Annotated in this window: 18 protein-coding genes; 14 read left to right on the forward strand and 4 right to left on the reverse strand. The window is 71.5% G+C overall.

Features of this window, described 5'->3' with window-relative positions; genetic code table 11:
* Positions 1 to 449 precede the first annotated feature (449 nt).
* The 5 genes from ACZ56E_RS07450 to sucD all read left to right on the forward strand — a co-directional run bounded on the left by ACZ56E_RS07450 (position 450) and on the right by sucD (position 5952).
* Entirely contained in the window at positions 450 to 1619 is a 1170-nt protein-coding gene (locus tag ACZ56E_RS07450; protein WP_471212070.1) for a VWA domain-containing protein, read from the forward strand.
* A 93-nt stretch (positions 1620 to 1712) separates the two neighbouring features.
* Positions 1713 to 2564 carry a hypothetical protein gene (locus tag ACZ56E_RS07455; RefSeq protein ID WP_471212071.1) on the forward strand — a complete coding sequence of 284 codons (852 nt, stop codon included), beginning with the start codon at positions 1713 to 1715 and terminating at the stop codon, positions 2562 to 2564.
* 139 nt (positions 2565 to 2703) lie between these two features.
* The gene (locus ACZ56E_RS07460) at positions 2704 to 3567 is read left to right on the forward strand and encodes a hypothetical protein (RefSeq protein ID WP_471212074.1); all 864 of its coding nucleotides are present in this window, start codon (positions 2704 to 2706) and stop codon (positions 3565 to 3567) included.
* Positions 3568 to 3867: 300 nt separating this feature from the next.
* A complete protein-coding gene (sucC, locus tag ACZ56E_RS07465) occupies positions 3868 to 5046 on the forward strand; it encodes an ADP-forming succinate--CoA ligase subunit beta (RefSeq protein ID WP_468604623.1) in 1179 nt (392 codons plus the stop codon).
* Positions 5047 to 5067: 21 nt separating this feature from the next.
* Positions 5068 to 5952, forward strand: a complete 885-nt coding sequence (gene sucD / locus ACZ56E_RS07470; protein ID WP_150171229.1) for a succinate--CoA ligase subunit alpha — start codon at positions 5068 to 5070, stop codon at positions 5950 to 5952.
* 201 nt (positions 5953 to 6153) lie between these two features.
* On the opposite strand, the gene ACZ56E_RS07475 is transcribed toward sucD, so the two are convergent.
* On the reverse strand, positions 6154 to 7326 hold the full coding sequence (locus tag ACZ56E_RS07475; RefSeq protein WP_471212077.1) for a helix-turn-helix domain-containing protein: 1173 nt from the start codon (positions 7324 to 7326) through the stop codon (positions 6154 to 6156).
* 151 nt (positions 7327 to 7477) lie between these two features.
* Between ACZ56E_RS07475 and ACZ56E_RS07480 the strand changes: the two genes are divergently transcribed.
* Positions 7478 to 9652, forward strand: a complete 2175-nt coding sequence (locus tag ACZ56E_RS07480) for a cell division protein PerM (protein WP_471212079.1) — start codon at positions 7478 to 7480, stop codon at positions 9650 to 9652.
* A gap of 60 nt (positions 9653 to 9712) precedes the next feature.
* On the opposite strand, the gene ACZ56E_RS07485 is transcribed toward ACZ56E_RS07480, so the two are convergent.
* Positions 9713 to 10531, reverse strand: coding sequence for a hypothetical protein (locus ACZ56E_RS07485; RefSeq protein ID WP_471212082.1), 819 nt, complete (start codon positions 10529 to 10531; stop codon positions 9713 to 9715).
* A gap of 276 nt (positions 10532 to 10807) precedes the next feature.
* Between ACZ56E_RS07485 and purN the strand changes: the two genes are divergently transcribed.
* Together purN and purH are read left to right on the forward strand one after the other, a co-directional pair.
* The gene (gene purN, locus ACZ56E_RS07490) at positions 10808 to 11446 is read left to right on the forward strand and encodes a phosphoribosylglycinamide formyltransferase (protein ID WP_471212084.1); all 639 of its coding nucleotides are present in this window, start codon (positions 10808 to 10810) and stop codon (positions 11444 to 11446) included.
* A gap of 11 nt (positions 11447 to 11457) precedes the next feature.
* Positions 11458 to 13038, forward strand: a complete 1581-nt coding sequence (gene purH / locus ACZ56E_RS07495) for a bifunctional phosphoribosylaminoimidazolecarboxamide formyltransferase/IMP cyclohydrolase (RefSeq protein WP_471213085.1) — start codon at positions 11458 to 11460, stop codon at positions 13036 to 13038.
* Positions 13039 to 13129: 91 nt separating this feature from the next.
* Here purH and ACZ56E_RS07500 read toward each other — a convergent pair whose 3' ends face one another.
* On the reverse strand, positions 13130 to 13873 hold the full coding sequence (locus ACZ56E_RS07500) for an RDD family protein (protein WP_471212086.1): 744 nt from the start codon (positions 13871 to 13873) through the stop codon (positions 13130 to 13132).
* Between the two features lie 254 nt (positions 13874 to 14127).
* Between ACZ56E_RS07500 and ACZ56E_RS07505 the strand changes: the two genes are divergently transcribed.
* The 4 genes from ACZ56E_RS07505 to ACZ56E_RS07520 all read left to right on the forward strand — a co-directional run bounded on the left by ACZ56E_RS07505 (position 14128) and on the right by ACZ56E_RS07520 (position 17696).
* Positions 14128 to 14982: a bifunctional methylenetetrahydrofolate dehydrogenase/methenyltetrahydrofolate cyclohydrolase gene (locus tag ACZ56E_RS07505; RefSeq protein ID WP_398300348.1), complete on the forward strand. Its 855-nt coding sequence runs from the start codon at positions 14128 to 14130 to the stop codon at positions 14980 to 14982.
* Between the two features lie 19 nt (positions 14983 to 15001).
* Complete coding sequence (locus tag ACZ56E_RS07510; protein ID WP_471212088.1) at positions 15002 to 15487, forward strand: DUF3017 domain-containing protein; 486 nt, start codon at positions 15002 to 15004, stop codon at positions 15485 to 15487.
* Positions 15488 to 15782: 295 nt separating this feature from the next.
* Positions 15783 to 16970 carry a sensor histidine kinase gene (locus tag ACZ56E_RS07515; RefSeq protein ID WP_471212090.1) on the forward strand — a complete coding sequence of 396 codons (1188 nt, stop codon included), beginning with the start codon at positions 15783 to 15785 and terminating at the stop codon, positions 16968 to 16970.
* A gap of 21 nt (positions 16971 to 16991) precedes the next feature.
* Entirely contained in the window at positions 16992 to 17696 is a 705-nt protein-coding gene (locus ACZ56E_RS07520; protein ID WP_468604639.1) for a response regulator, read from the forward strand.
* 27 nt (positions 17697 to 17723) lie between these two features.
* On the opposite strand, the gene ACZ56E_RS07525 is transcribed toward ACZ56E_RS07520, so the two are convergent.
* The gene (locus tag ACZ56E_RS07525) at positions 17724 to 18050 is read right to left on the reverse strand and encodes a hypothetical protein (protein WP_471212095.1); all 327 of its coding nucleotides are present in this window, start codon (positions 18048 to 18050) and stop codon (positions 17724 to 17726) included.
* 622 nt (positions 18051 to 18672) lie between these two features.
* On the opposite strand from ACZ56E_RS07525, the gene ACZ56E_RS07530 reads away from it, so the two are divergent.
* Both ACZ56E_RS07530 and ACZ56E_RS07535 read left to right on the forward strand, forming a co-directional pair.
* Complete coding sequence (locus ACZ56E_RS07530) at positions 18673 to 19773, forward strand: XRE family transcriptional regulator (RefSeq protein ID WP_471212097.1); 1101 nt, start codon at positions 18673 to 18675, stop codon at positions 19771 to 19773.
* Positions 19774 to 20197: 424 nt separating this feature from the next.
* Complete coding sequence (locus ACZ56E_RS07535; RefSeq protein WP_468604645.1) at positions 20198 to 21187, forward strand: malate dehydrogenase; 990 nt, start codon at positions 20198 to 20200, stop codon at positions 21185 to 21187.
* Positions 21188 to 21217: the final 30 nt, after the last annotated feature.

A 21217-nucleotide genomic window follows, 5' to 3' on the forward strand; every position in this document is an offset into this window, starting at 1 on the left:
GCCGATGAGTGGGTGCGGCTGCGGTGGTGGCTGGTGCTGGGTGGGGGCAGCGCCGACGGGGCCGCGGCGGGGGTTGACGGTGACGGCTGTGTGGGGGTGGCGGGGTGAGTGGGGTGGCTGGTGGGCGGCTGTGCCGGTGGCGGCTGGTGCTGGGTGGGGGAGGCCTCGACGGGATGGCGGTGGAGGTCAGCGGTAACGGCTGCTTGGAGGTGGCGGGGTGAGTGGGATGGCCGATGAGTGGGTGCGGCTGCGGTGGTGGCTGGTGCTGGGTGGGGGCAGCGCCGACGGGGCCGCGGCGGGGGTTGACGGTGACGGCTGTGTGGGGATGGCGGGGTGAGTGGGGTGGCCGATGAGTGGGTGCGGCTGTGGTGGTGGCCGGTGTTGGGGTGGGGCGGCGTCGACAGGGGCGCGGCGAGGGACTGCGGCGACGACTGTGTGGGGGTGGCGGGGTGAGTGAAGGGAACGAGGAGCGGTTGCGGCGGTGGCGGCTTGTGTTGGGTGGGGGTGGCGCCGACGGGACGGGGTGTGCGCTCGGCGGGCGGGATGCGGCGATGGATGGTGCGCTCTCCGCGTTGTACGGGGGAGGGGGTGAGAAGGACGGCCGGGGGAGGGAGCGTTCGGCGGGGCTCGGGGCGTCGGCGCCGTCCGTGGCGCGCTGGCTCGGGGACATCCGGACGTACTTCCCCTCGTCCGTCGTCCAGGTCATGCAGCGCGACGCCATCGACCGGCTGGGGCTCTCCGCGCTCCTCCTCGAGCCGGAGATGCTGGAGGCCGTCGACGCGGACGTGCACCTCGTCGGCACTCTGCTCTCCCTCAACAAGGCCATGCCGGAGACGACCAAGGAGACCGCGCGTGCCGTCGTGCGCAAGGTCGTCGAAGACCTGGAGAAGCGGCTCGCCACGCGGACCCGCTCCACGCTCACCGGAGCCCTCGACCGCAGCGCCCGCGTCAGCCGGCCCCGCCACCACGACATCGACTGGAACCGCACGATCGCGGTCAACCTCAAGAACTACCTGCCGCAGTACCGGACGATCGTCCCCGAGCGGCTCATCGGGTACGGGCGGGCGTCCCAGTCCGTGAAGAAGGAGGTCATCCTCTGCATCGACCAGTCGGGGTCGATGGCCGCGTCCGTCGTCTACGCCTCGGTGTTCGGGGCCGTGCTCGGGTCCATGCGGTCGCTGAACACCCGGCTCGTCGTCTTCGACACGAACGTCGTCGACCTCACCGACCAGCTCGACGACCCGGTCGACGTCCTCTTCGGTACGCAGCTGGGTGGCGGGACCGACATCAACAGGGCGCTCGCGTACTGCCAGTCGCAGATCACCCGGCCCGCCGACACGGTCGTCGTTCTCATCAGCGACCTCTACGAAGGCGGCATACGCAACGAGATGCTGAAGCGGGTCGCGGCGATGAAGGCGTCCGGGGTGCAGTTCGTGACGTTGCTCGCGCTCTCCGACGAGGGGGCTCCCGCGTACGACCGCGAGCACGCGGCGGCGCTCGCCGCGCTGGGTGCGCCGGCCTTCGCCTGCACGCCGGACCTCTTCCCGGAGGTGATGGCCGCGGCGATCGAAAGGCGCCCTCTTCCCATACCGGACGCGGCGGCGGGGAACGGGACATGAGCAGGCATCGGTGACAGCGGGCTTGCGCGACGGCGTGCGTCCCGTGCGAGTATCTACGCGCCTCGCCCACCCTTTCAGAGGACCTTTCCCGCCTTGACCTCGGTTTCCGCAGTTTCCGCGGACGTTCCGTCCGGTGCCGCTGTGCGCTTCGTGCGTGCGGTGGCCGGTCGGCGTGGGCTGCAAGTGGTGCTGTTGCTCGGTGGGCTGCTCGTGCTCGGGTTCCTCTTCGGGGAGCGGGCGCAGGCGGCGGACGGCCTTCCTGTCGGCGGCGCCGAGCAGTTGCGGGGCGGGCAGGTTCAGCCAGTGCAGCGGCTTCAGCCGGTTCAGCAGGGTCAGCGACTTGTGCCGGTTCAGCCGGTTCGGAAGGTTCAGCAGGTTCTGCCGGACGAGCAGGTTCGGTCGCTGCGGGAGACGGAACCCGTTCGCGCGGTGACGCGAGCTGTTCCGGAGCCTGTCGTGCGCCATGTCGTGCGGCCAGTTGTCCGTCCCGTCGTCCGGCCTGCCGTGCGTCCTGTCGTACGTCCCGTTGTCCGGCCTGTCGTGCGTGTTGAGCCTCCGGAGCAGCTTTCCGAGCAGGTCGAGTCGGGTCGGTCGGACGAGTCCGGGCGTCGTTCTGAGGCAGCGGAGTTGGCTCCTGTGGGGCCTCGCGTCGACGGCTCGTACTCCTCCGTCCTCGCCGAGAACCGGCATTCCGGCAGCGCGTCGGACCGCCGCGACGAAGTGCACGGTACGAAGCATGTGCCGCTGCCCGTCGCTCCGGGGCAGAGCGGTGGACATCTCGGTAACGCGACCGTGGGCGAGGGCAGTTCCTCGCGCCACGGGGATCTGTACGCTGCTGCGTTCGGCAGCCGCGCGCCGGTGCGGCTGCAGGCTGGGCCCGGGGTTTTCACCGACCCCGCGCCGACCCGTGACAGACAGCGGGACATTCCCGAATTCCCCGGCTAGGGCAGCCCTTTCCCCGCGACGACCTGCCGCGCGGGGGCGGTACAGGTCTGCCCTCCGGTCACCGGACATCTCCGGAAGCACCGGGTTCACAGCCGGAGCTCGTGAGTCAGAGCTCGAATTCGAAGGATCCGACGCAAGCATGAACAAGAACATCCGCCGTTCCATCGTCATAGCCGCCGGTGTCACGGGTGCCTGGGCGCTCGGCTCCGCCGTCGCCAGCGCCGACGAGCTGCCCCAGCACTCCATCGCGCTGCCGGACCAGCCGTCCGACGCCGTCTCGGAAGTCTCGGAGGACTCGGAGGTCTCGGAGGTCGCGAAGGTCTCGGACGTCGCCGACAAGGTTCAGGACAAGGCCGCCGACAAGGCCGAGCCCGTCGAAGCCCCCGCCATCGACCAGGCCCAGGCCCAGGCCCAGGACCAGGCCCACGACCAGGTCCCCCACTCCACCGACGACATCGACTACCTCAACGGCCCCCTCTCCGCCTTCGCCCACGCCCAGGACACCGCCACCCCCATCGCCGACGAGACCGCCGCCGCCGTGCTGCCGCCCATTGCCGCCACCGCTGTCGACGAGGTCGTGCCGGTCGCGGGGCAGGCCGGCGGGGACGCGTCGGAGCTGGCGCAGGGTGTGGTCGGGGATGTGCGGCCGTTCGCCGGTGGGGTCGTCGGTGAGGTTCCGCCGTTCGCGGGGGCGATCGTGGGTGAGGACGTGCGTCCGTTCGCGGACGGTGTCGTCGGCTCGGTCACGCCGCTCGTGCGGACCGTCACCGACCAGGTGCGGCCCGTCGTGCAGGGGGTCGGCGACAGCACGGGCGGCCTGGTCCAGGGTGTGGCGGGTGATGTGCGGCCCTTCGCGGGTGGTGTCACCTCGCAGGTCCAGCCGTTCGCGCGGGACCTCGCAGGAACCGTCACCCCTGACGCCCAGGACCTCGCGGGCAATGCCGTCACCGGAGTCCGGGGCGTCGCTGCGGACGTGACACCGGGCTACCTGCACACCAGCTGATCGCTGGAGCAACGGGAGCAAACGGGCGGCCCCTGGCGCAGCAGGGGCCGCCCGTCGGCACGTCCGCCGGCACTTCGCGGCCGCGATCTGTGACCGTCATCACCGCCCAAATGTGATCTGCGATTTAGGGACCCACGTCCTGCGGCGATAACCTGCGAGACGGACATGCCGCGTACTGGACTCCGTCCTACGCCTCCCTTGTGACAGCGCAGTCACGTTGCCCTCCGCGGCACGCCCATGCAGACAGCTGACACCAATGCAGCAGATCGCAGCGAGATCACGGATAAGGGACGGACGCGCGTGGACCTGTTCGAGTACCAGGCGAGGGACCTCTTCGCCAAGCACGGTGTACCGGTGCTGGCCGGTGAAGTCATCGACACGCCTGAGGCGGCGCGCGAGGCCACCGAACGCCTTGGCGGCAAGTCGGTCGTCAAGGCGCAGGTGAAGGTCGGCGGCCGCGGCAAGGCCGGCGGCGTGAAGCTGGCGGCGAACCCGGACGAGGCCGTCGCTCGTGCGACGGACATCCTCGGCATGGACATCAAGGGCCACACGGTCCACAAGGTGATGATCGCCGAGCTGTCCCCGGAGATCGAGGCGGAGTACTACGTCTCGTACCTCCTCGACCGCACCAACCGCACCTTCCTCGCCATGGCGTCGGTGCAGGGCGGCATGGACATCGAGGAGGTCGCGGAGAAGACCCCCGAGGCCCTTGCGAAGGTCCCGGTCGACTCCAACGACGGCGTCACCATCGAGAAGGCCCGCGAGATCGTGGCCCAGGCGAAGTTCCCGGCCGACGTGGCCGAGGGTGTCGCCGAGGCCATGGTGACCCTGTGGGAGACCTTCGTCGCCGAGGACGCGCTCCTCGTCGAGGTCAACCCGCTGGTGAAGACCAAGGACGGCCGCATTCTGGCCCTGGACGGCAAGGTCTCGCTCGACGAGAACGCGGACTTCCGCCAGCCGGAGCACGAGGCGCTCGAGGACAAGGACGCAGCTAACCCGCTCGAAGCTGCGGCCAAGGCCAAGGGCCTCAACTACGTCAAGCTCGACGGCGAGGTCGGCATCATCGGCAACGGCGCGGGTCTCGTCATGAGCACCCTCGACGTCGTCGCGTACGCCGGTGAGGCGCACGGCGGCGTGAAGCCCGCCAACTTCCTCGACATCGGTGGCGGCGCCTCCGCCGAGGTCATGGCGAACGGCCTGGAGATCATCCTCGGCGACTCGGACGTCAAGTCCGTCTTCGTCAACGTCTTCGGTGGCATCACCGCGTGCGACGAGGTCGCCAACGGCATCGTCCAGGCCCTGGAGCTGCTCGCCTCCAAGGGCGAGAAGGTCGAGAAGCCGCTGGTCGTGCGCCTCGACGGCAACAACGCGGAGCTGGGTCGCAAGATCCTGAGCGACGCCAACCACCCGCTGGTGCAGCGTGTGGACACCATGGACGGCGCGGCCGACAAGGCCGCCGAGCTCGCGGCCGCGAAGTAAGGGACGAGGGAAAGAACAGCCATGGCTATCTTCCTCAACAAGGACAGCAAGGTCATCGTCCAGGGCATGACCGGTGCCACGGGCATGAAGCACACCAAGCTCATGCTGGGTGACGGCACGAACATCGTCGGCGGCGTGAACCCGCGCAAGGCCGGCACCTCCGTCGACTTCGACGGCACCGAGGTCCCGGTCTTCGGCTCCGTCAAGGAGGCCATGGAGAAGACGGGCGCGAACGTCTCCGTCCTCTTCGTGCCGCCGGCCTTCTCGAAGGCCGCCGTCGTCGAGGCGATCGACGCGGAGATCCCCCTCGCCGTCGTCATCACCGAGGGCATCGCGGTCCACGACTCCGCCGCCTTCTGGGCGTACGCGAAGGCGAAGGGCAACAAGACCCGCATCATCGGCCCGAACTGCCCCGGTCTCATCACCCCGGGTCAGTCGAACGCCGGCATCATCCCGGGCGACATCACGAAGCCGGGCCGCATCGGCCTGGTCTCGAAGTCCGGCACGCTGACGTACCAGATGATGTACGAGCTCCGTGACATCGGCTTCTCCTCGGCCGTCGGCATCGGTGGCGACCCGGTCATCGGCACGACGCACATCGACGCCCTCGAGGCGTTCGAGGCCGACCCCGACACCGACCTGATCGTCATGATCGGCGAGATCGGCGGCGACGCGGAGGAGCGCGCGGCGGACTTCATCAAGGCGAACGTGACGAAGCCGGTCGTCGGCTACGTCGCGGGCTTCACGGCGCCCGAGGGCAAGACGATGGGCCACGCGGGCGCCATCGTCTCCGGCTCCTCCGGCACCGCCGCCGCGAAGAAGGAGGCCCTCGAGGCCGCCGGCGTGAAGGTCGGCAAGACGCCGACCGAGACGGCGAAGCTGGCGCGCGAGATCCTGGCGGGATGACTCCGTCGGTTTAGCAGTGTCTAAAAGTGGGCCCGCACCTCATGCGCTGAGGTGCGGGCCCGCTTTTCTTTCTTCGCGGCTGCGGCCCGGTGGGGGGTGTTGCGCAGTTCCCCGCGCCCCTGGAAGGTCGGCTCGGTGCGGGCTTTTTGCGCAGTTCCCCGCGCCCCTGGGATGTTCCCCGTGGCCCTGGAATGCCGTCCCCTATGGCAGTTGGGGGGTTAGGCGGGGGTTGCCGGTGGTTAGTTCTGCTCGGAGTTTTTCGCGGAGGGTGGTGTCCTCGTACGAGAGGGGGCCCGGGCCCATGCGTGGGGGTACGCCGTTGATGGCGGTGCCGGGGGCCTGTGGGGGTTCGTACTCGGTGGGTGCGTTCCGCAGGGTCAGTGCTGTCGCGCCGACGATCAGTGCCGTGAACGCGATGGCGGCGCGCGTCCAGAAGCGGGCGCGGTACTCGCTGCCGGTCCTGACCCGCTCCGCCTTGGGCAGCCGCAGCGCCTCCGCCCCTGCGACCTCCATGAGGCGCCGGTGCAGCACTTCGGGGTCCGCCAGTTCGGGCATCTGTTCGGCGACCGTCTCGCGCGCGTGCAGCAGGCGTTTCGCGGTGGCCGGTGTGCTCGCCTCCGTCTCGGCGGCGGTCTCCGGCAGGTCGAGGCCGAGGCCGTCGTAGAGCATCAGGGTGCGGCGCTGCGCGGGCGGCAGGCTCAGGAGTACGTCGAGGAAGGCGCGGTCGGCCGCCGACGCGGGCAGGGCGTCCGGGTGGCGTTGGCCGGGGCGGAAGCGGTGCCAGGGGGACATCGCGTACTCGTACGCCGCCGCGCGCACCCACCCCGCCGGGTCGCGGTCGACCGCCACCTCGGGCCAGCGCTGCCAGGCCAGCTGGAAGGCCCGCTCCACCGACTCCTGTGCGAGGCCGCGCCGCCCGGTGAGCAGGTACGTCTGGCGTACGAGGTTGGGGGCGCAGTAGGCGCAGAGGGCGTCGAAGGCCTGGGCGGGACTGTGGTCCCGCGGGCCGGGGAACGGGGGCGCGGCGGTCGTCGCCACCCGGAGCGGCTGGGGCTGGGGGGTGGCGGTGGCCGCCGGTGCAAGGGTGCGCGCAGGGGTGTGCGCGTGCGCCGGGGTGTGGGTGGCGGGCCGTGCCGGGGGTCGCGACTTCGGCCCGCGTTTGGCGGCCGGCGAGGTGGTCTCCGCGTTCAGGAGCTTCGCGTACGCCTCGCGTTTGCGGCCTCGCGGCGCGGTGCGGCCGGTTTCCCACGAACGGATCGTTTCGCGGGTGACGCCGATCTTCGCCGCGATGTCGGCCTGGCTCAGCGACTTCGCCTCGCGCAGCCTGCGGCGTTCCTTGGGGGACGGCAGAGGCGTGGCAGGGCTCTGGGGCATGTCGGACTCTCCGCACCGTGGGCCGACGTACGGCGGGCGGCCGGGCGCGGCTGACCCTCCGTACGAATAATTACATAAACGTATATTGGGCGACACATCCGATATTCGCCTGTTACGGGAAGAAAGCGCGTGTCGTTGGCAGCATGGCCGCGTGACCCAGACGTTCGATCACCACGCCTCGTCGCCGCCCGCCGAGCCGCCGCGCAGGCGGGCCCGCGATCGTTCGCCCGGACTGGCCACCTGCGCGCTGGGCGGGGCCGTCGCCGCGGGCCTGGGGCTCGGCGCGTTCGCCGTGCTGGTCATCATGTTGTGGATCAGCTCGCCGTACCCGGACAGCGGACCCGACGGCGCTCTGCACGTCGCGGCGGGGCTCTGGCTGCTGGCGCACGGCACAGAACTGATCAGGGCGGACACGCTTTCGGGCGCGCCCGCGCCGATCGGTGTGACGCCGCTCCTCCTCGTCGTCCTGCCCGGCTGGCTGCTGCACCGGGCGGCGCGCGACGCGGCGTCCCCCGAGGGGCGCGGGCACGCCGGGCAGACGGCGTGGTGCGGGGTGGTGGCCGGGTATCTGCTGGTCGGCGGGGCCGCGGCGCTGTACGCGGCGGGCGGTGCGCTGCGGCCCGACTGGCTCAGCGCGGTCGTGCACGTGCCGGTTCTCGCGGTGGGTGCGGCCGGGCTCGGGGTGTGGACGGCTCGGGGCCGGCCGTGCGGGCCGCTGCCGGGGGTCGTGCGCCGTCCGCTGGCCGCGCTGCCCGAGGGGGTGCGTGTCGCTCTGCGTGCCGCGCTCGTACGGAGTTTTCTCGCCCGGCGTCGCGCGGTGGCCGTCGCCCGGGCCGGGGTGGCGGGCGCGCTGGTGCTCGTCGGCGGTGGGGCGCTGCTCGTCGCGGTGTCGCTCGTGCTGCACGCCGGGCTGGTGCAGCTGTCGTTCACGCAGGTCACGGATGTGTGGTCGGGGCGGCTCGCGGTGCTGCTGCTGGCGTGCGCCCTCGTGCCGAACGCCGCGGTGTGGGGCGCCGCCTATGGGCTCGGGCCCGGCTTCACCCTCGGCGGGGGCACCGTCACGAGCCCCCTCGCCGCGGGTGCGGCGCCGCTGCTGCCGCCCTTCCCGCTGTTCGCGGCGGTGCCGTCGACGGGGCCCGGGTCACCGCTGACCTGGGCGGCCGCGGTGGTGCCTCTGGCGGCGGGGTGCGCGGTCGCCTGGTGCACGGTGCAGGCGGCGGCGCCCGCCTTCGGGGAGCGGGACGAGGCGTGGCCACCGGGGCGGACGGCCGTGTGTGCCGCGATGGCGGCGGTGGTGTGCGGGTCTGTGATGGCGGCACTCGCGGCGCTGGCGGGCGGACCGATGGGCGTGGCGGTGCTCGCCGAGTTCGGTCCGGTGTGGTGGCAGACGGGGGCGGCGGCGCTCACCTGGACGCTGCTGGTCGGGGTGCCGGTGGCGTTGTCCCTACGCACGTGGCGCCGGAGGCGCCCCTCTACGCGACGCCCCTCCGCAAAGCCCCGTCGGCGATGGCTCCAGCGACCACCGCTCCCTTCGCTGCGGCTCCCGTGGACGGGACGGCCGGGGGACGACGGGGAGCGGGAGTCGTCGAGGCTCCAGGCGCCATCGAGGGACCAGGTGCTGTCGGCGGCTCAGGAAATGCCGGGCCAGCCGGACCCGCTGGAGCTGCCGGGCCTACCGGAACCGTCGGCCCGACCCGCCCCGCCGAGACCCTCAGAACCACCGAAGCAACCGGAGCCCGCCATCCCGGCGGAGCCCTGGATCCAGGCGGAGCCCTGGGCCCCCGAGCGGGAGCGGAAGTCCGAGCGGGAGCCGTACGCCGAGCTAGAGCCGCATCCCGACTGGGAGGTCGTGCCCGAGCGGGAGCTGCCCTCCAAGCGCGAGCTGCGCCCGAAGCGAGAGTGGAAGTCGGGGCGGGAGCTGCGCCCCGGGCGGGAGTCGCAGCCTGAGCGGGAGCCGTACACCGAGCTAGAGCCGTACACCGAGCTAGAGCCGTACGCCGAGCCAGAGCCCCACCCTGAGCGGGAGCTGCGCCCCAAGCGAGGGTTCAGGCCCAAGCGAGAGCTGAAGCCCAAGCGAGAGCTGGACCCCGAGCGGGAGCCGCAGCCGGAGGCGCCGTGGGAGTCGCGGACGCTGCAATCGCAACCACAACAGCAGACCTCACCCTCACCCCCGTCCTCACCCGCACGCCCACCCGAGCCGTACGAAGAGCCCTTCCCGTCGGCCCCCTCCTCGCACCCCGACGCCGCCCGTGAAGCTCGCTGGCAGGCGTTGAAGGAGGAGGGGGAACGCCTCTGGGAGCGGCGCCGGCCCCCGGAGACTTCCTGACCCGAAGAGGCGAGGCGCCACCCGGGCGCCCAGCCCCCCCAAGCGCCGCAGCGCCCCCAGCTAGTCGTCCTGCTCGCCCAAAAGCGGGCGCAGCTGCTTCGGTAGCAGGTCCTCGCAGGACTGCTTCGACGTGCTGGTGAGGGCGTCGTCCACGCACGTGTAGTAGTCGCGGTACACCAGCTGCGCGGTGAACGTAGCCGCCACCATGACCAGCGCGAGTCCGCCCGTCACCAGGCCGCTGATCGCGGCGGTCGTCTGCGGCCTCGTCGACGCCGCCGTGGGCGCCGCAGGTGGGGCGGGCGTGCCCGGTGAGGCTGTCGAGGCAGGCGCCGGCGCCGGTGCCGTCGGGTCCGGTGTCCGCGGTTTCGCCCGCAGCGACTGCACCGCCCACATCACCGCCAGCGCGCCGAGCAGCAACGCGACGTACCGCCAGCCGAACAGTGCGAAGAAGAAGCCCCACATGCCGGAGAGCAGGGCGTACCGCGCGCGGCGCTGGGCCGGGTCGGTCGGGTCCCAGCGCATGCCGCCACCGCCACCGCCACCGGACCCCGAGGGGCCTTCCCGGCCGGGGCCGTTCTGCTGGTCCTGGTGGCCCTGCCCGGGGCGCTCGCCGAAGCCTCCCTGGGAGCGGCCGGGCTGGCGGTCGCTCCACTGGCTGCCCCACGGCGAACCGTGCCCCCCGCCCGAGTCCTGGTGGTCCGGCGCGGAGTCGCCGGAGGGACGGCGCGGCTGCCACGGCCGGTCCGGAGTCCCCTCCGGCGGCGGCGCGAAGGGGTTGTCGTCGTCCTTGCCCGTTCCCTGGGCACCCTGGCCCCGGGACTCGGGTCCCTGGGATTCCGGGTCCTGCGGCGGAGACGAAGGGCGGCTACGGTCCGGCATCAGGTGTGCGTCTTCCCCTTGGTAGGGCCGTGGTGGAACCGTCGTACGACGGCTCGGCAACTCGGCATTCGTCGGTATTGAGGCGCCTTTCCCCCAGACGCTACCTCCCGCCCGCGCCCCCGTCCCGTGAGGGGCGGTTCCGGGTGCCGGTATCGTTGCTGGCGGTCGGCCGCTTCGTAGGGTTCCCCGTATCGAGGGGCCCGAAGCCTTTGTACGACCGTACAAAGACGCAAAGACGCGCCTTCCAAGACGCATCCTCCGAGAAAGGGCCCCGCTGTGGCCAAGAGCGCTGTGGTCGCGCGCCCCAAGCGCCTCGTCGTGCTGGTGTCCGGGTCGGGCACGAACCTTCAGGCCCTGATCGACACCATCCGCGCCGAGGGGGCCGAGCACTACGGCGCCGAGATCGTCGCCGTCGGCGCCGACCGTGACGGCATCGCGGGCCTGGAGCGCGCCGAGCGCGCCGGGATCCCGACCTTTGTCTGCAAGGTGAAGGACCACGCGACGCGCGACGAGTGGGATGCCGCGCTCGCCGGGGCGACGGCCGCGTACAGCCCGGACCTGGTGGTCTCGGCCGGGTTCATGAAGATCGTGGGGAAGGCGTTCCTCGCCCGCTTCGGCGGGCGGTTCGTGAACACGCACCCCGCGCTGCTGCCCAGTTTTCCGGGGGCCCACGGTGCGCGCGACGCGCTCGCGTACGGCGTGAAGGTCACCGGCTGCACCGTCCACTTCGTCGACGACGGCGTCGACACCGGCCCGATCATCGCCCAGGGCGTGGTCGAGGTCCGGGACGAGGACGACGAGAGCGCTCTGCACGAGCGCATCAAGGAAGTCGAGCGCACGCTGCTCGTCGATGTCGTGGGGCGTCTGGCCCGGCACGGCTACCGCATTGAGGGACGAAAGGTTCTTATCCCGTGACCGCCGAAGCTATGAACACCGCGAACGCCACAGGCACCGACGGCACGCAGCGCCCCGTCAAGCGCGCGCTCATCAGCGTCTACGACAAGACCGGCCTGGAAGAGCTCGCGCGCGGGCTGCACGAGGCGGGCGTCGAACTCGTCTCCACCGGCTCGACGGCCGGGCGGATCGCCGCCGCCGGAGTGCCCGTCACCAAGGTCGAGGAGCTCACCGGCTTCCCCGAGTGCCTCGACGGCCGGGTCAAGACCCTGCACCCGAAGGTCCACGCGGGCATCCTCGCCGACCTGCGCCTGGCGGACCACCGCGACCAGCTCGCCGAGCTCGGCGTGGAGCCCTTCCAGCTCGTCGTCGTGAACCTGTACCCCTTCAAGGAGACCGTCGCCTCGGGCGCCACGCCCGACGAGTGCGTCGAGCAGATCGACATCGGCGGCCCCTCGATGGTCCGTGCCGCTGCCAAGAACCACCCCTCCGTCGCGGTCGTCACCGACCCGAAGCGGTACGCCGACGTCCTCGCGGCGGTCGAGGCGGGCGGCTTCGACCTGACCGCGCGCAAGCGGCTCGCGGGAGAGGCGTTCCGGCACACGGCCGCGTACGACGTGGCGGTGGCGAGCTGGTTCGCGGCGGACTACGCGGCCGCGGACGAGACCGGCCACCCCGGGTTCCTCGGCGCCACGTACGAGCGCAAGAACGTCCTCCGTTACGGCGAGAACCCGCACCAGGGCGCCGCGCTCTACGTCGACGGCACGGGCGGCCTCGCCGAGGCCGAGCAGCTGCACGGCAAGGAGATGTCGTACAACAACTTCACGGACACGGACGCCGCGCGCCGTGCCGCGTACGACCACGACGAGCCCTGCGTCGCGATCATCAAGCACGCCAACCCGTGCGGCATCGCGATCGGCGCGAACGTCGCCGAGGCGCACCGCAAGGCGCACGCCTGCGACCCGCTCTCCGCGTTCGGCGGCGTCATCGCCGTCAACCGCCCGGTGAGCAAGGAGATGGCGGAGCAGGTCGCCGACATCTTCACCGAGGTCATCGTCGCGCCCGAGTACGAGGACGGCGCCCTCGAAGTCCTCACCAAGAAGAAGAACATCCGCGTGCTGCGTGCCCACCGGGCGCCGGCGAACGCGGTCGAGGTGAAGCAGATCGACGGCGGCGCGCTGCTCCAGGTCACCGACCGGCTCCAGGCCGACGGCGACAACCCCGCCAACTGGACGCTCGCCACGGGTGACGCCCTGAACGAGGGCGAGCTGGCCGAGCTGGCGTTCGCCTGGAAGGCGTCCCGCGCGGTCAAGTCCAACGCGATCCTGCTCGCCAAGGACGGTGCCTCCGTCGGCGTCGGCATGGGCCAGGTCAACCGCGTCGACTCCGCGAAGCTCGCGGTCGAGCGGGCTGGCGAGGAGCGGGCCCGTGGTTCGTACGCCGCGTCCGACGCGTTCTTCCCCTTCCCCGACGGCCTGGAGATCCTGACTGCCGCGGGCGTCAAGGCCGTGGTCCAGCCGGGCGGTTCGGTCCGCGACGAGCTGGTCGTCGAGGCCGCGAAGAAGGCGGGCGTCACGATGTACTTCACGGGGACGCGGCACTTCTTCCACTGATACCAACCGGCAGCCTGACACGGCGAAGGCCGCGCCCCCTCGTATGAGGGAGGCGCGGCCTTCGCCGGTGGTGGCAACTGCCGTGCGTACGTCAGTTGTTGGACCGCTGGATCACCATCGTCTTGGCCGCCTTGTCGTGCCAGCCCTGCTGACGACCGCTCTTGTCCCAGAACGGCGACAGGTAGACGAGCAGCGAGCCGATGCCGCAGGCCAGCGAGCCCACCAGCGGAATGATGTAGCGGACGAAGGCCGCGCCGATGCCCGGCTTCTGGCCGCTCTCCGCGTCTATGACGCGGATGCCCACGGCGAGCTTGCCCAGCGTGCCGCCGACCATGGCCGTCATCAGCCACTCGTAGAGCAGGCCGACGACCGCGAGGGCGCCGATCACGGCGCCGAGGGACCCCATGATGTCGGTGCTCGCGTCGTTCATGCAGCTGTCGTACGCGGCCGAACCCGGGTCGCAGTCCGCCGCCTCGCCGATGGCGTCCGCGGCGCCGACGACGAGAAGCACGATGTAGATGAGGGTGAAGGCGACACCGTCGATCGCGCGGGCGCCGAACCGGCGGCCCATGGACGCGACCGTCGGGCCGCCGCCCTGATAGCCGTAGCCACCGCCGGGCTGCTGCGGGTACGCGCCGTAGGGCGAGGCCGGCTGCTGCTGCGGGTAGCCGTAGCCCTGCTGCGGGACGCCGCCCGGGGCCTGCTGGGGGTAGCCGTACTGCGGCTGGCCCGGCGCCTGGCCGTAACCGGGCTGGCCCGGAGCCTGGCCGTAGCCACCGGGCTGGCCCTGGGGCTGCTGCTGGCCGTAGGGGTTGTTCGGGTCGCCGAAACTCATGGCGGATTTCCTCCGTTGTTCGCTGCGGGGACGACGCGGTACGAGCGGAGGAAAGAGGTGCTGCTGAGCGGTTTGCCCCCCGACACTGCCCGCGGCATGGCCCGGGACATGGTTCTCAATGGGCCGCCTTCCTGTCCAGTCGGCCACGCCAGGTGTTGTGCAAGTGCAACCTCGCTGATCAGCGGGTGAAGCGGCGAGGCGCCGGTGGGCGACCTGATTGGTACCGGGCGGGCCTCATCCGGGAAGATGGAGCCATGACCGCCCAGATTCTCGATGGCAAGGCCACCGCAGCCGCGATCAAGTCCGAACTGACCGCCCGCGTGGCGGCCCTGAAGGAGAAGGGCGTCACGCCCGGACTCGGTACCGTCCTGGTCGGCGACGACCCCGGCAGCCAGAAGTACGTCGCGGGCAAGCACCGCGACTGCGCGCAGGTCGGCATCGCCTCCATCCAGCGCGAACTGCCCGCCACCGCCTCCCAGGAGGAGATCGAGGCAGTGGTCCGCGAGCTCAACGAGGACCCCGCCTGCACCGGCTACATCGTCCAGCTCCCGCTGCCCAAGGGCATCGACGAGAACCGCGTCCTCGAGCTCATGGACCCGGACAAGGACGCCGACGGACTGCACCCGATGAACCTCGGCCGCCTCGTCCTGAACGAGCCGGCGCCGCTGCCCTGCACCCCGTACGGAATCATCCGACTGCTCCGGCAGCACGACGTGGAGATCAAGGGCGCCGAGGTCGTCGTCGTCGGCCGCGGCGTCACCATCGGCAGGCCCATGCCGCTCCTGCTCACCCGCAAGTCCGAGAACGCCACGGTCACCCAGTGCCACACCGGCACCCGTGACCTCGCCGCGCACCTGAAGCGGGCCGACATCATCGTGGCCGCGGCGGGCGTGCCGCACCTGATCAAGCCCGAGGACGTGAAGCCGGGCGCCGCCGTCCTGGACGTCGGCGTCTCGCGCGACGAGAGCGGCAAGATCGTCGGCGATGTCCACCCGGGCGTCGCCGAGGTCGCCGGATGGATCTCCCCCAACCCGGGCGGTGTCGGCCCGATGACCCGCGCCCAGCTCCTGGTGAACGTCGTCGAGGCCGCGGAACGCGCAGCGCGCTGATCGGGAAAGAGGCGAGGTCATGAGCGAGGCCGGCAGCTCGGAAGCCGAACAGGACAGCATTCCGGAGGGCCCCAAAGCCAAGGGCGCGGTCAGCGCGCCCGGCCCGGACGGGCGGCCGCGGAAGGTGTCGCGCCGCTTCCCGCTGTTCACCCGCGACACCGCACGGCCCGAAGGCGGCGGCCGTGCCGCGGCCGGTGACGCACCCGCACCGGCCCGGCAGTGGCCGCTGCTCAGCGTCGTCTCCCTGGTCGGGCTCGGGCTGCTGCTCACCGCGCTCGACGTGTTCCGCGTCGGCACACTGCTCGTCGGCGTCGCCCTCATCGGCGGCGCCGTGCTCCGCTGGGCGCTGCCGGACGTGGGCATGCTGGCGGTGCGCTCCCGGTTCACCGACATGGTCACGTACGGGGCCCTGGGCCTCGCCATCGTGCTGCTCGCGATGATGGCGCAGCCCCAGCCGTGGCTGGAGATCCCGTTCCTGGACGACACGTTGCACTACACGATCTAGACGACACGTTGCACCACACGATCCAGCGGTACGGCGCGCCCTGCGCGTGACGGTGGCCCGTCCTCCCCCGAGGGGACGGGCCACCGCCATGTGGACCGGGCGCCCTCCCCCGTGCGATCCCCCCGACGGCCGCGGTCCCTGGTTCCACAAACTACGGGCGGTGCGCCTGCCGCGTCGTCACGTCCTGGGTTGAACCCGGCCTGCTCCAGGCGCGGTAGACGGCCGGTTCCTGCAACTTCCGCGGTACCGCCGCTGGTTGACGTTCCGGCGCCCATACGCGCGTTACGCTGCGGCGATGCGGATCCGCCCCCTCGCCGTAGACGCACTCATCGCGGTCGCCCTGACCACGGTGGCCGTGCTGCTCGGGCAGGAGTCCGTCAAGCAGGGCTGGCCCGCGCTCGACCCCGTGGGATACGCGCTGGTGGCGCTGGTCTCCGTACCGGTCGCCGCCCGGAGCAGGGCGCCGCTCACCGTCCTGTGCGTCGTCCATCTGGCGTGGTTCGTCTACGTCACCGCCGGCTACTGGCCCGTGGTCGGCACCTTCGGCCCCATGCTCACCGTCTACACGGTCGCGTCCCTGTGCCCGCCGCGCATCTCCCTCGCCTGCACCGCGCTGACGGCCACCCTCTGGATCTACGCCGGCGCGATCACCGAGGGCTCCTCGATGCCGTCCGTCGTCGGCCAGGCCGTCGGCTTCTCCCTCGTCCTCTGGCGCTTCGGGTACGTCGCACGCCGTACGGCGGAGCTGGCGCGGCAGTTGAAGCGGGAGCAGGACGAACGGGCCCGGCGCGAGGTCGCCGAGGAGCGGGGGCGCATCGCCCGCGAGCTGCACGACGTCGTCGCCCACCACATGTCGGTGATCTCCGTGCAGGCGGGCCTCGCGACGTTCGTCTTCGGCTCCGACCCCGCCACCGCGCGCGCCGCGCTCGGCACCATCTCCGGAACCAGCGGCGAGGCGCTCGAAGAGCTGCGCCGCATGCTGCGGGTGCTGCGGGCCGAGGACGCCGAGCAGACGGGCGACGCCCCCGCCGCGCCCATGCCGGGCCTCGCCCGCCTGGACGAGATGGTCGAACGGATCCGTGCGGGAGGCGCCCCCGTCGAGCTGCGCGTCACGGGGACGCCCCGGCCGGTGGCGCCCGGCGTGGAGCTCTGCGCGTACCGCGTGGTGCAGGAGGCGCTCACCAACGTACTGAAACACGCGCGGGGAGCGGCGGTGACCGTCGAACTCGCCTATGAACGGCGGCACATCGAGGTCTCGGTCGTCAATGACGGGACGGGCGAGGGGGAGGGGGTGAATCAGGACAGAGTACGGACGGGCAGCGGGCACGGCTTGATTGGGATGCGGGAGCGGGCCAAGCTCTACGGCGGGGCGATCAGTATCGGCCCGCTGAGCGAGGGGGGTTTCGCCGTGCGACTCACCCTGCCGACCTCGGCGCGCGCCGCGGCGCGGGGGGACGAGGCAGGGGACGGCGCAACGGAATGAGCCGGGTGACCGGGTGACCGGATGACTGCATGCATCAGAGTGCTCGTCGTCGACGACCAATTCCTCATCCGCGCGGGGTTGGTGGGGCTGCTGCGCGCCGCGCCGGGCATCGAGGTCGTCGGCGAGGCGGGCGACGGGGACGAGGCCGTGGAGCTCGCCGCGCGGACCTCACCCGACGTGGTGCTCATGGACATCCGGATGCCGGGCATGAACGGCATCACCGCCACCACGAAGATCCTGCAGCAGGCCGCAGAACCGGCGCCGCGCGTCCTGGTCCTGACGACGTTCGACCTCGACGAGTACGTGTACGGGGCACTGCGCGCGGGCGCCTCCGGGTTCCTGCTCAAGGACTCGGGGCCCGAGCGGCTGCTCGCCGCGGTGGCGGCGGTCGGCGGCGGTGACGCGCTCTTCGCGCCCAGTGTGACGCGGCGCCTCGTCGAGGCGTTCGCCCGGCAGGGGGCGGGGCACGAGGGGGAGGGGCCCGAGTGGGCGAAGAGCCGGCGGCCGCCCGACCTCGACGCGCTGACCCTGCGCGAGGTCGAGGTCCTGAAGCTGATCGCGCGTGGCCTGACCAACGCGGACATCGCGGAGCGGCTCTACATCAGCGAGGCCACCGTCAAGACCCACCTCAACCGCACGATGAGCAAGCTCGACCTGGACAGCAGGGCGCAGGCGGTGGTGGTGGCGTACGAGACGGGGCTGGTCACGCCGGGGGCCGGGGGCTGAGCGGGGGCGGGCCGCCGGTCCGGTGGCTCAGCAGGTGACCACCTTGCCGTAGGAGCCGCGGCCCCAGTTCCACTCCCACTGCTGGTTGTGCTGGTACGTCAGACACGGCGAGTCGTTGCCCCAGTCGATGACGACCTTCAGATGCATGGCCCGGCCGCAGTGGTTGGTCACCTTCACGTACTTGCGGTGCTTGACGACGTCTCGCTTGACGCAGGCCGGGGCGGTGCCGCGGAGGGCGGCGGTCGCGGTGGGGGACGACGGAGTGGCTGACGCCGTCGGGGTCGTGACCAGGGCCGTGCCGAGCAGGGCGGACGCGGTGACGACGGTGCCGGCGAGCCGCTTGCCGTACTTCATGTGCGGGTCCCTTCGGGGGATCGTGCTGAGCGGCGCTGTCGCGAATGTCGCTGTTGCCGCTGTTGTCGCACCGACTCTGCCGAGGTCCTCGGGTCCGGGGGCCGCAAGACATGGCCGAAGTCGCCCTTTCGGGGACACCGCAGACTCCGTATAGGGAGATGCGTCGGGGCTGTGCGGGATGCGGGACGCGCGTACGGAGACGCTGGGGTGACGGTGCCCGTCCCCACCCCCGTGGGAGGACGGGCACCGTCGGTCGGGGGTTAGTGCTTCCTGCTGGAACCTCCCGATGTAAGCGGTGCGTTCCGCTCGTGATCCAGAGTCATGGACCCGTCAGGCCTGGACAAGGGATGACCGGCCCCTGTGGCACGGAGGTGACCATTCCGCAACGGTGTTCGAGGTGTGCAACGGTGCTGGTGGGGTGGGCCGGGAGACCGCGGTGATCAGGGGATTTCGGGGTGGCTCGGACTGCTGTACGAGGGCGGTTCTCTGCTTCCGCCCCCACTTCGGGAACTGACATCCTGGCTCCGGGCATCCCTCTGGGTAGTCCGGGACCGGGCGGTGTGGGGGCAGGACAGGGGCGTATGGGGGCAGGGCAGGAACGTCGGGGGGATGAGGGGGAGTAATGCCTCGTTGGAAGGCGCTACCGGAAGAACTCGATCCGGAGGTCAAGGAGTTCGCCGGTCAGCTGCGCAGGCTCGTCGACCGCAGCGGGCTGAGCATCGCGGCGGTGTCCGACAGGACCGGCTACAGCAAGACGTCGTGGGAGCGCTATCTGAACGGGCGGCTCCTCGCGCCCAAGGGGGCGATCGTCGCGCTGGCGGAGGTCACGGGGACGCAGCCCGTGCATCTCATCACCATGTGGGAGCTGGCCGAGCGGGCGTGGAGCCGGTCCGAGATGCGGCACGACATGACGATGCAGGCGATCCGCATCTCGCAGGCGCGGGCCGCGCTGGGCGAGACAGGGGCGCACCCGACCGCGCCCGCGCCCGCGCCGGGGCAGCCCTCTTCCCCCTCTCCCTCCGCGCCTTCCTCTCCATCGGCCGGGCCCGCGAAGTCTTCTGGTTGGGGCGGAGCGGGAGGTGGGCCGGTCATGGGGGTGGCGGGGCCCGCCGGGGTGTCGCCCACGGTGCCGCCGCCCGCGGGCCCTGGGGCACCCGGGGTCTTCGGTTCCGCGGCCCCCTTCGGTGAAGGGAGCGGCGGCGGGGGTTCGCCCGACGGGCAGCGGCGGCGCAGGAAGCTGACGATGTTCCTCGCGGGCGTAGTGGGCGCCCTCGTCGTCATAGCCGCCGCGGTCTTCATGACCGGGTTCGGCGATGACGACAAGGGTGACGACAAGGCGAAGCCGTCCGCGACGCCGTCCGCCAAGGAAACGGATCTGCCCGCGGGGGTGGAGTGCAGCGGCAAGGACTGCGCGGGCAAGGACCCCGAGAACATGGGGTGCGGCGACGAGCTGGCGAGGACGACGTCGCGGGCGACGATCGGCACGACGCTGGTCGAGGTGCGGTACAGCAAGACGTGCGGGGCCGCGTGGGCACGGATCACGCAGGCCTCGCCCGGGGACGAGCTCACGATCACGGGATCGGGGGGCGGGGCCTCGGCCAAGCAGAAGAGCACGGTGAACGAGGACTTCGACGCGTATACGCCGATGGTGGCGGCCACCTCGGGGACGGCGGCGAAGGCGTGCGCGACCCTGACCTCCGGCCGGACGGGCTGCACGGACTAGTCCCTACGCCACTCCCGGAGCCTGCCCCGCCCGGCAAATGGCTGCTCCGGAAGGGGATTTGAGAGGCGGGGGAGAAAGTCGGGTGGGAGGGGGCATGACATGCGTTGCGGAGGGCAGGCGGACCGTACCCCCACGGGAGTGGTCACACCCCCACGGCGGCCGCCACGCTCCCCCCTCACGTGGCGGCCGCCCCCCCGGGCAACAGGGCGTCCCCCCAGCGGAGTGCTGTGGGGCGGGCCACACCGACCCGGCCGCGAGGGGCGGGCGGAGCGCGATAGCCTGACGGCGGATCTCTCTTGATGCCAAGAGATCGATCATCGAGAGGCGATCGAGGACTCGAAGAGGCGTCGGCGGGGATCCAGGAATCAGGGGATCCAGTAGAGGGACACGGGACCCCACCGCCAGCTGTCTTACGGAGATCGCCATGACCCGCACTCCCGTGAATGTCACCGTCACCGGCGCGGCCGGCCAGATCGGCTACGCGCTGCTCTTCCGCATCGCCTCGGGCCACCTGCTCGGCGCGGACGTGCCGGTCAACCTGCGCCTTCTCGAGATCACGCCGGCGCTGAAGGCCGCCGAGGGCACCGCCATGGAGCTCGACGACTGCGCCTTCCCGCTGCTGAACTCGATCGAGATCAGCGACGACCCGAACGTCGCCTTCGACGGTGCCAACGTCGCGCTGCTCGTCGGCGCCCGCCCCCGCACCAAGGGCATGGAGCGCGGTGACCTCCTCGAGGCCAACGGCGGCATCTTCAAGCCGCAGGGCAAGGCCATCAACGACCACGCCGCCGACGACATCAAGGTGCTCGTGGTCGGCAACCCGGCCAACACCAACGCGCTCATCGCGCAGGCCGCCGCCCCGGACGTACCGGCCGAGCGCTTCACCGCGATGACCCGTCTGGACCACAACCGCGCCCTGTCGCAGCTCGCGAAGAAGACCGGCTCGTCCGTCGCCGACATCAAGCGGCTGACCATCTGGGGCAACCACTCGGCCACCCAGTACCCGGACATCTTCCACGCGGAGATCGCCGGCAAGAACGCCGCCGAGGTCGTGAACGACGAGAAGTGGCTCGCCGACACCTTCATCCCGACCGTCGCCAAGCGCGGTGCCGCGATCATCGAGGCCCGTGGCGCCTCGTCGGCCGCCTCCGCCGCCAACGCCGCGATCGACCACGTCCACACGTGGGTGAACGGCACGGCTGCCGGTGACTGGACCTCCATGGGCATCCCGTCCGACGGTTCGTACGGCGTGCCGGAGGGCCTCATCTCCTCCTTCCCCGTCACCGCCAAGGACGGCAAGTACGAGATCGTCCAGGGCCTGGAGATCAACGACTTCTCGCGTGCGCGCATCGACGCGTCCGTGCAGGAGCTCACCGAGGAGCGCGAGGCCGTCCGCGGTCTCGGCCTCATCTGAGTGCGCTGAGTCCACGCGTACGCGCACGAC

It is taken from the genome of Streptomyces sp. NPDC039480, from assembly GCF_055597165.1.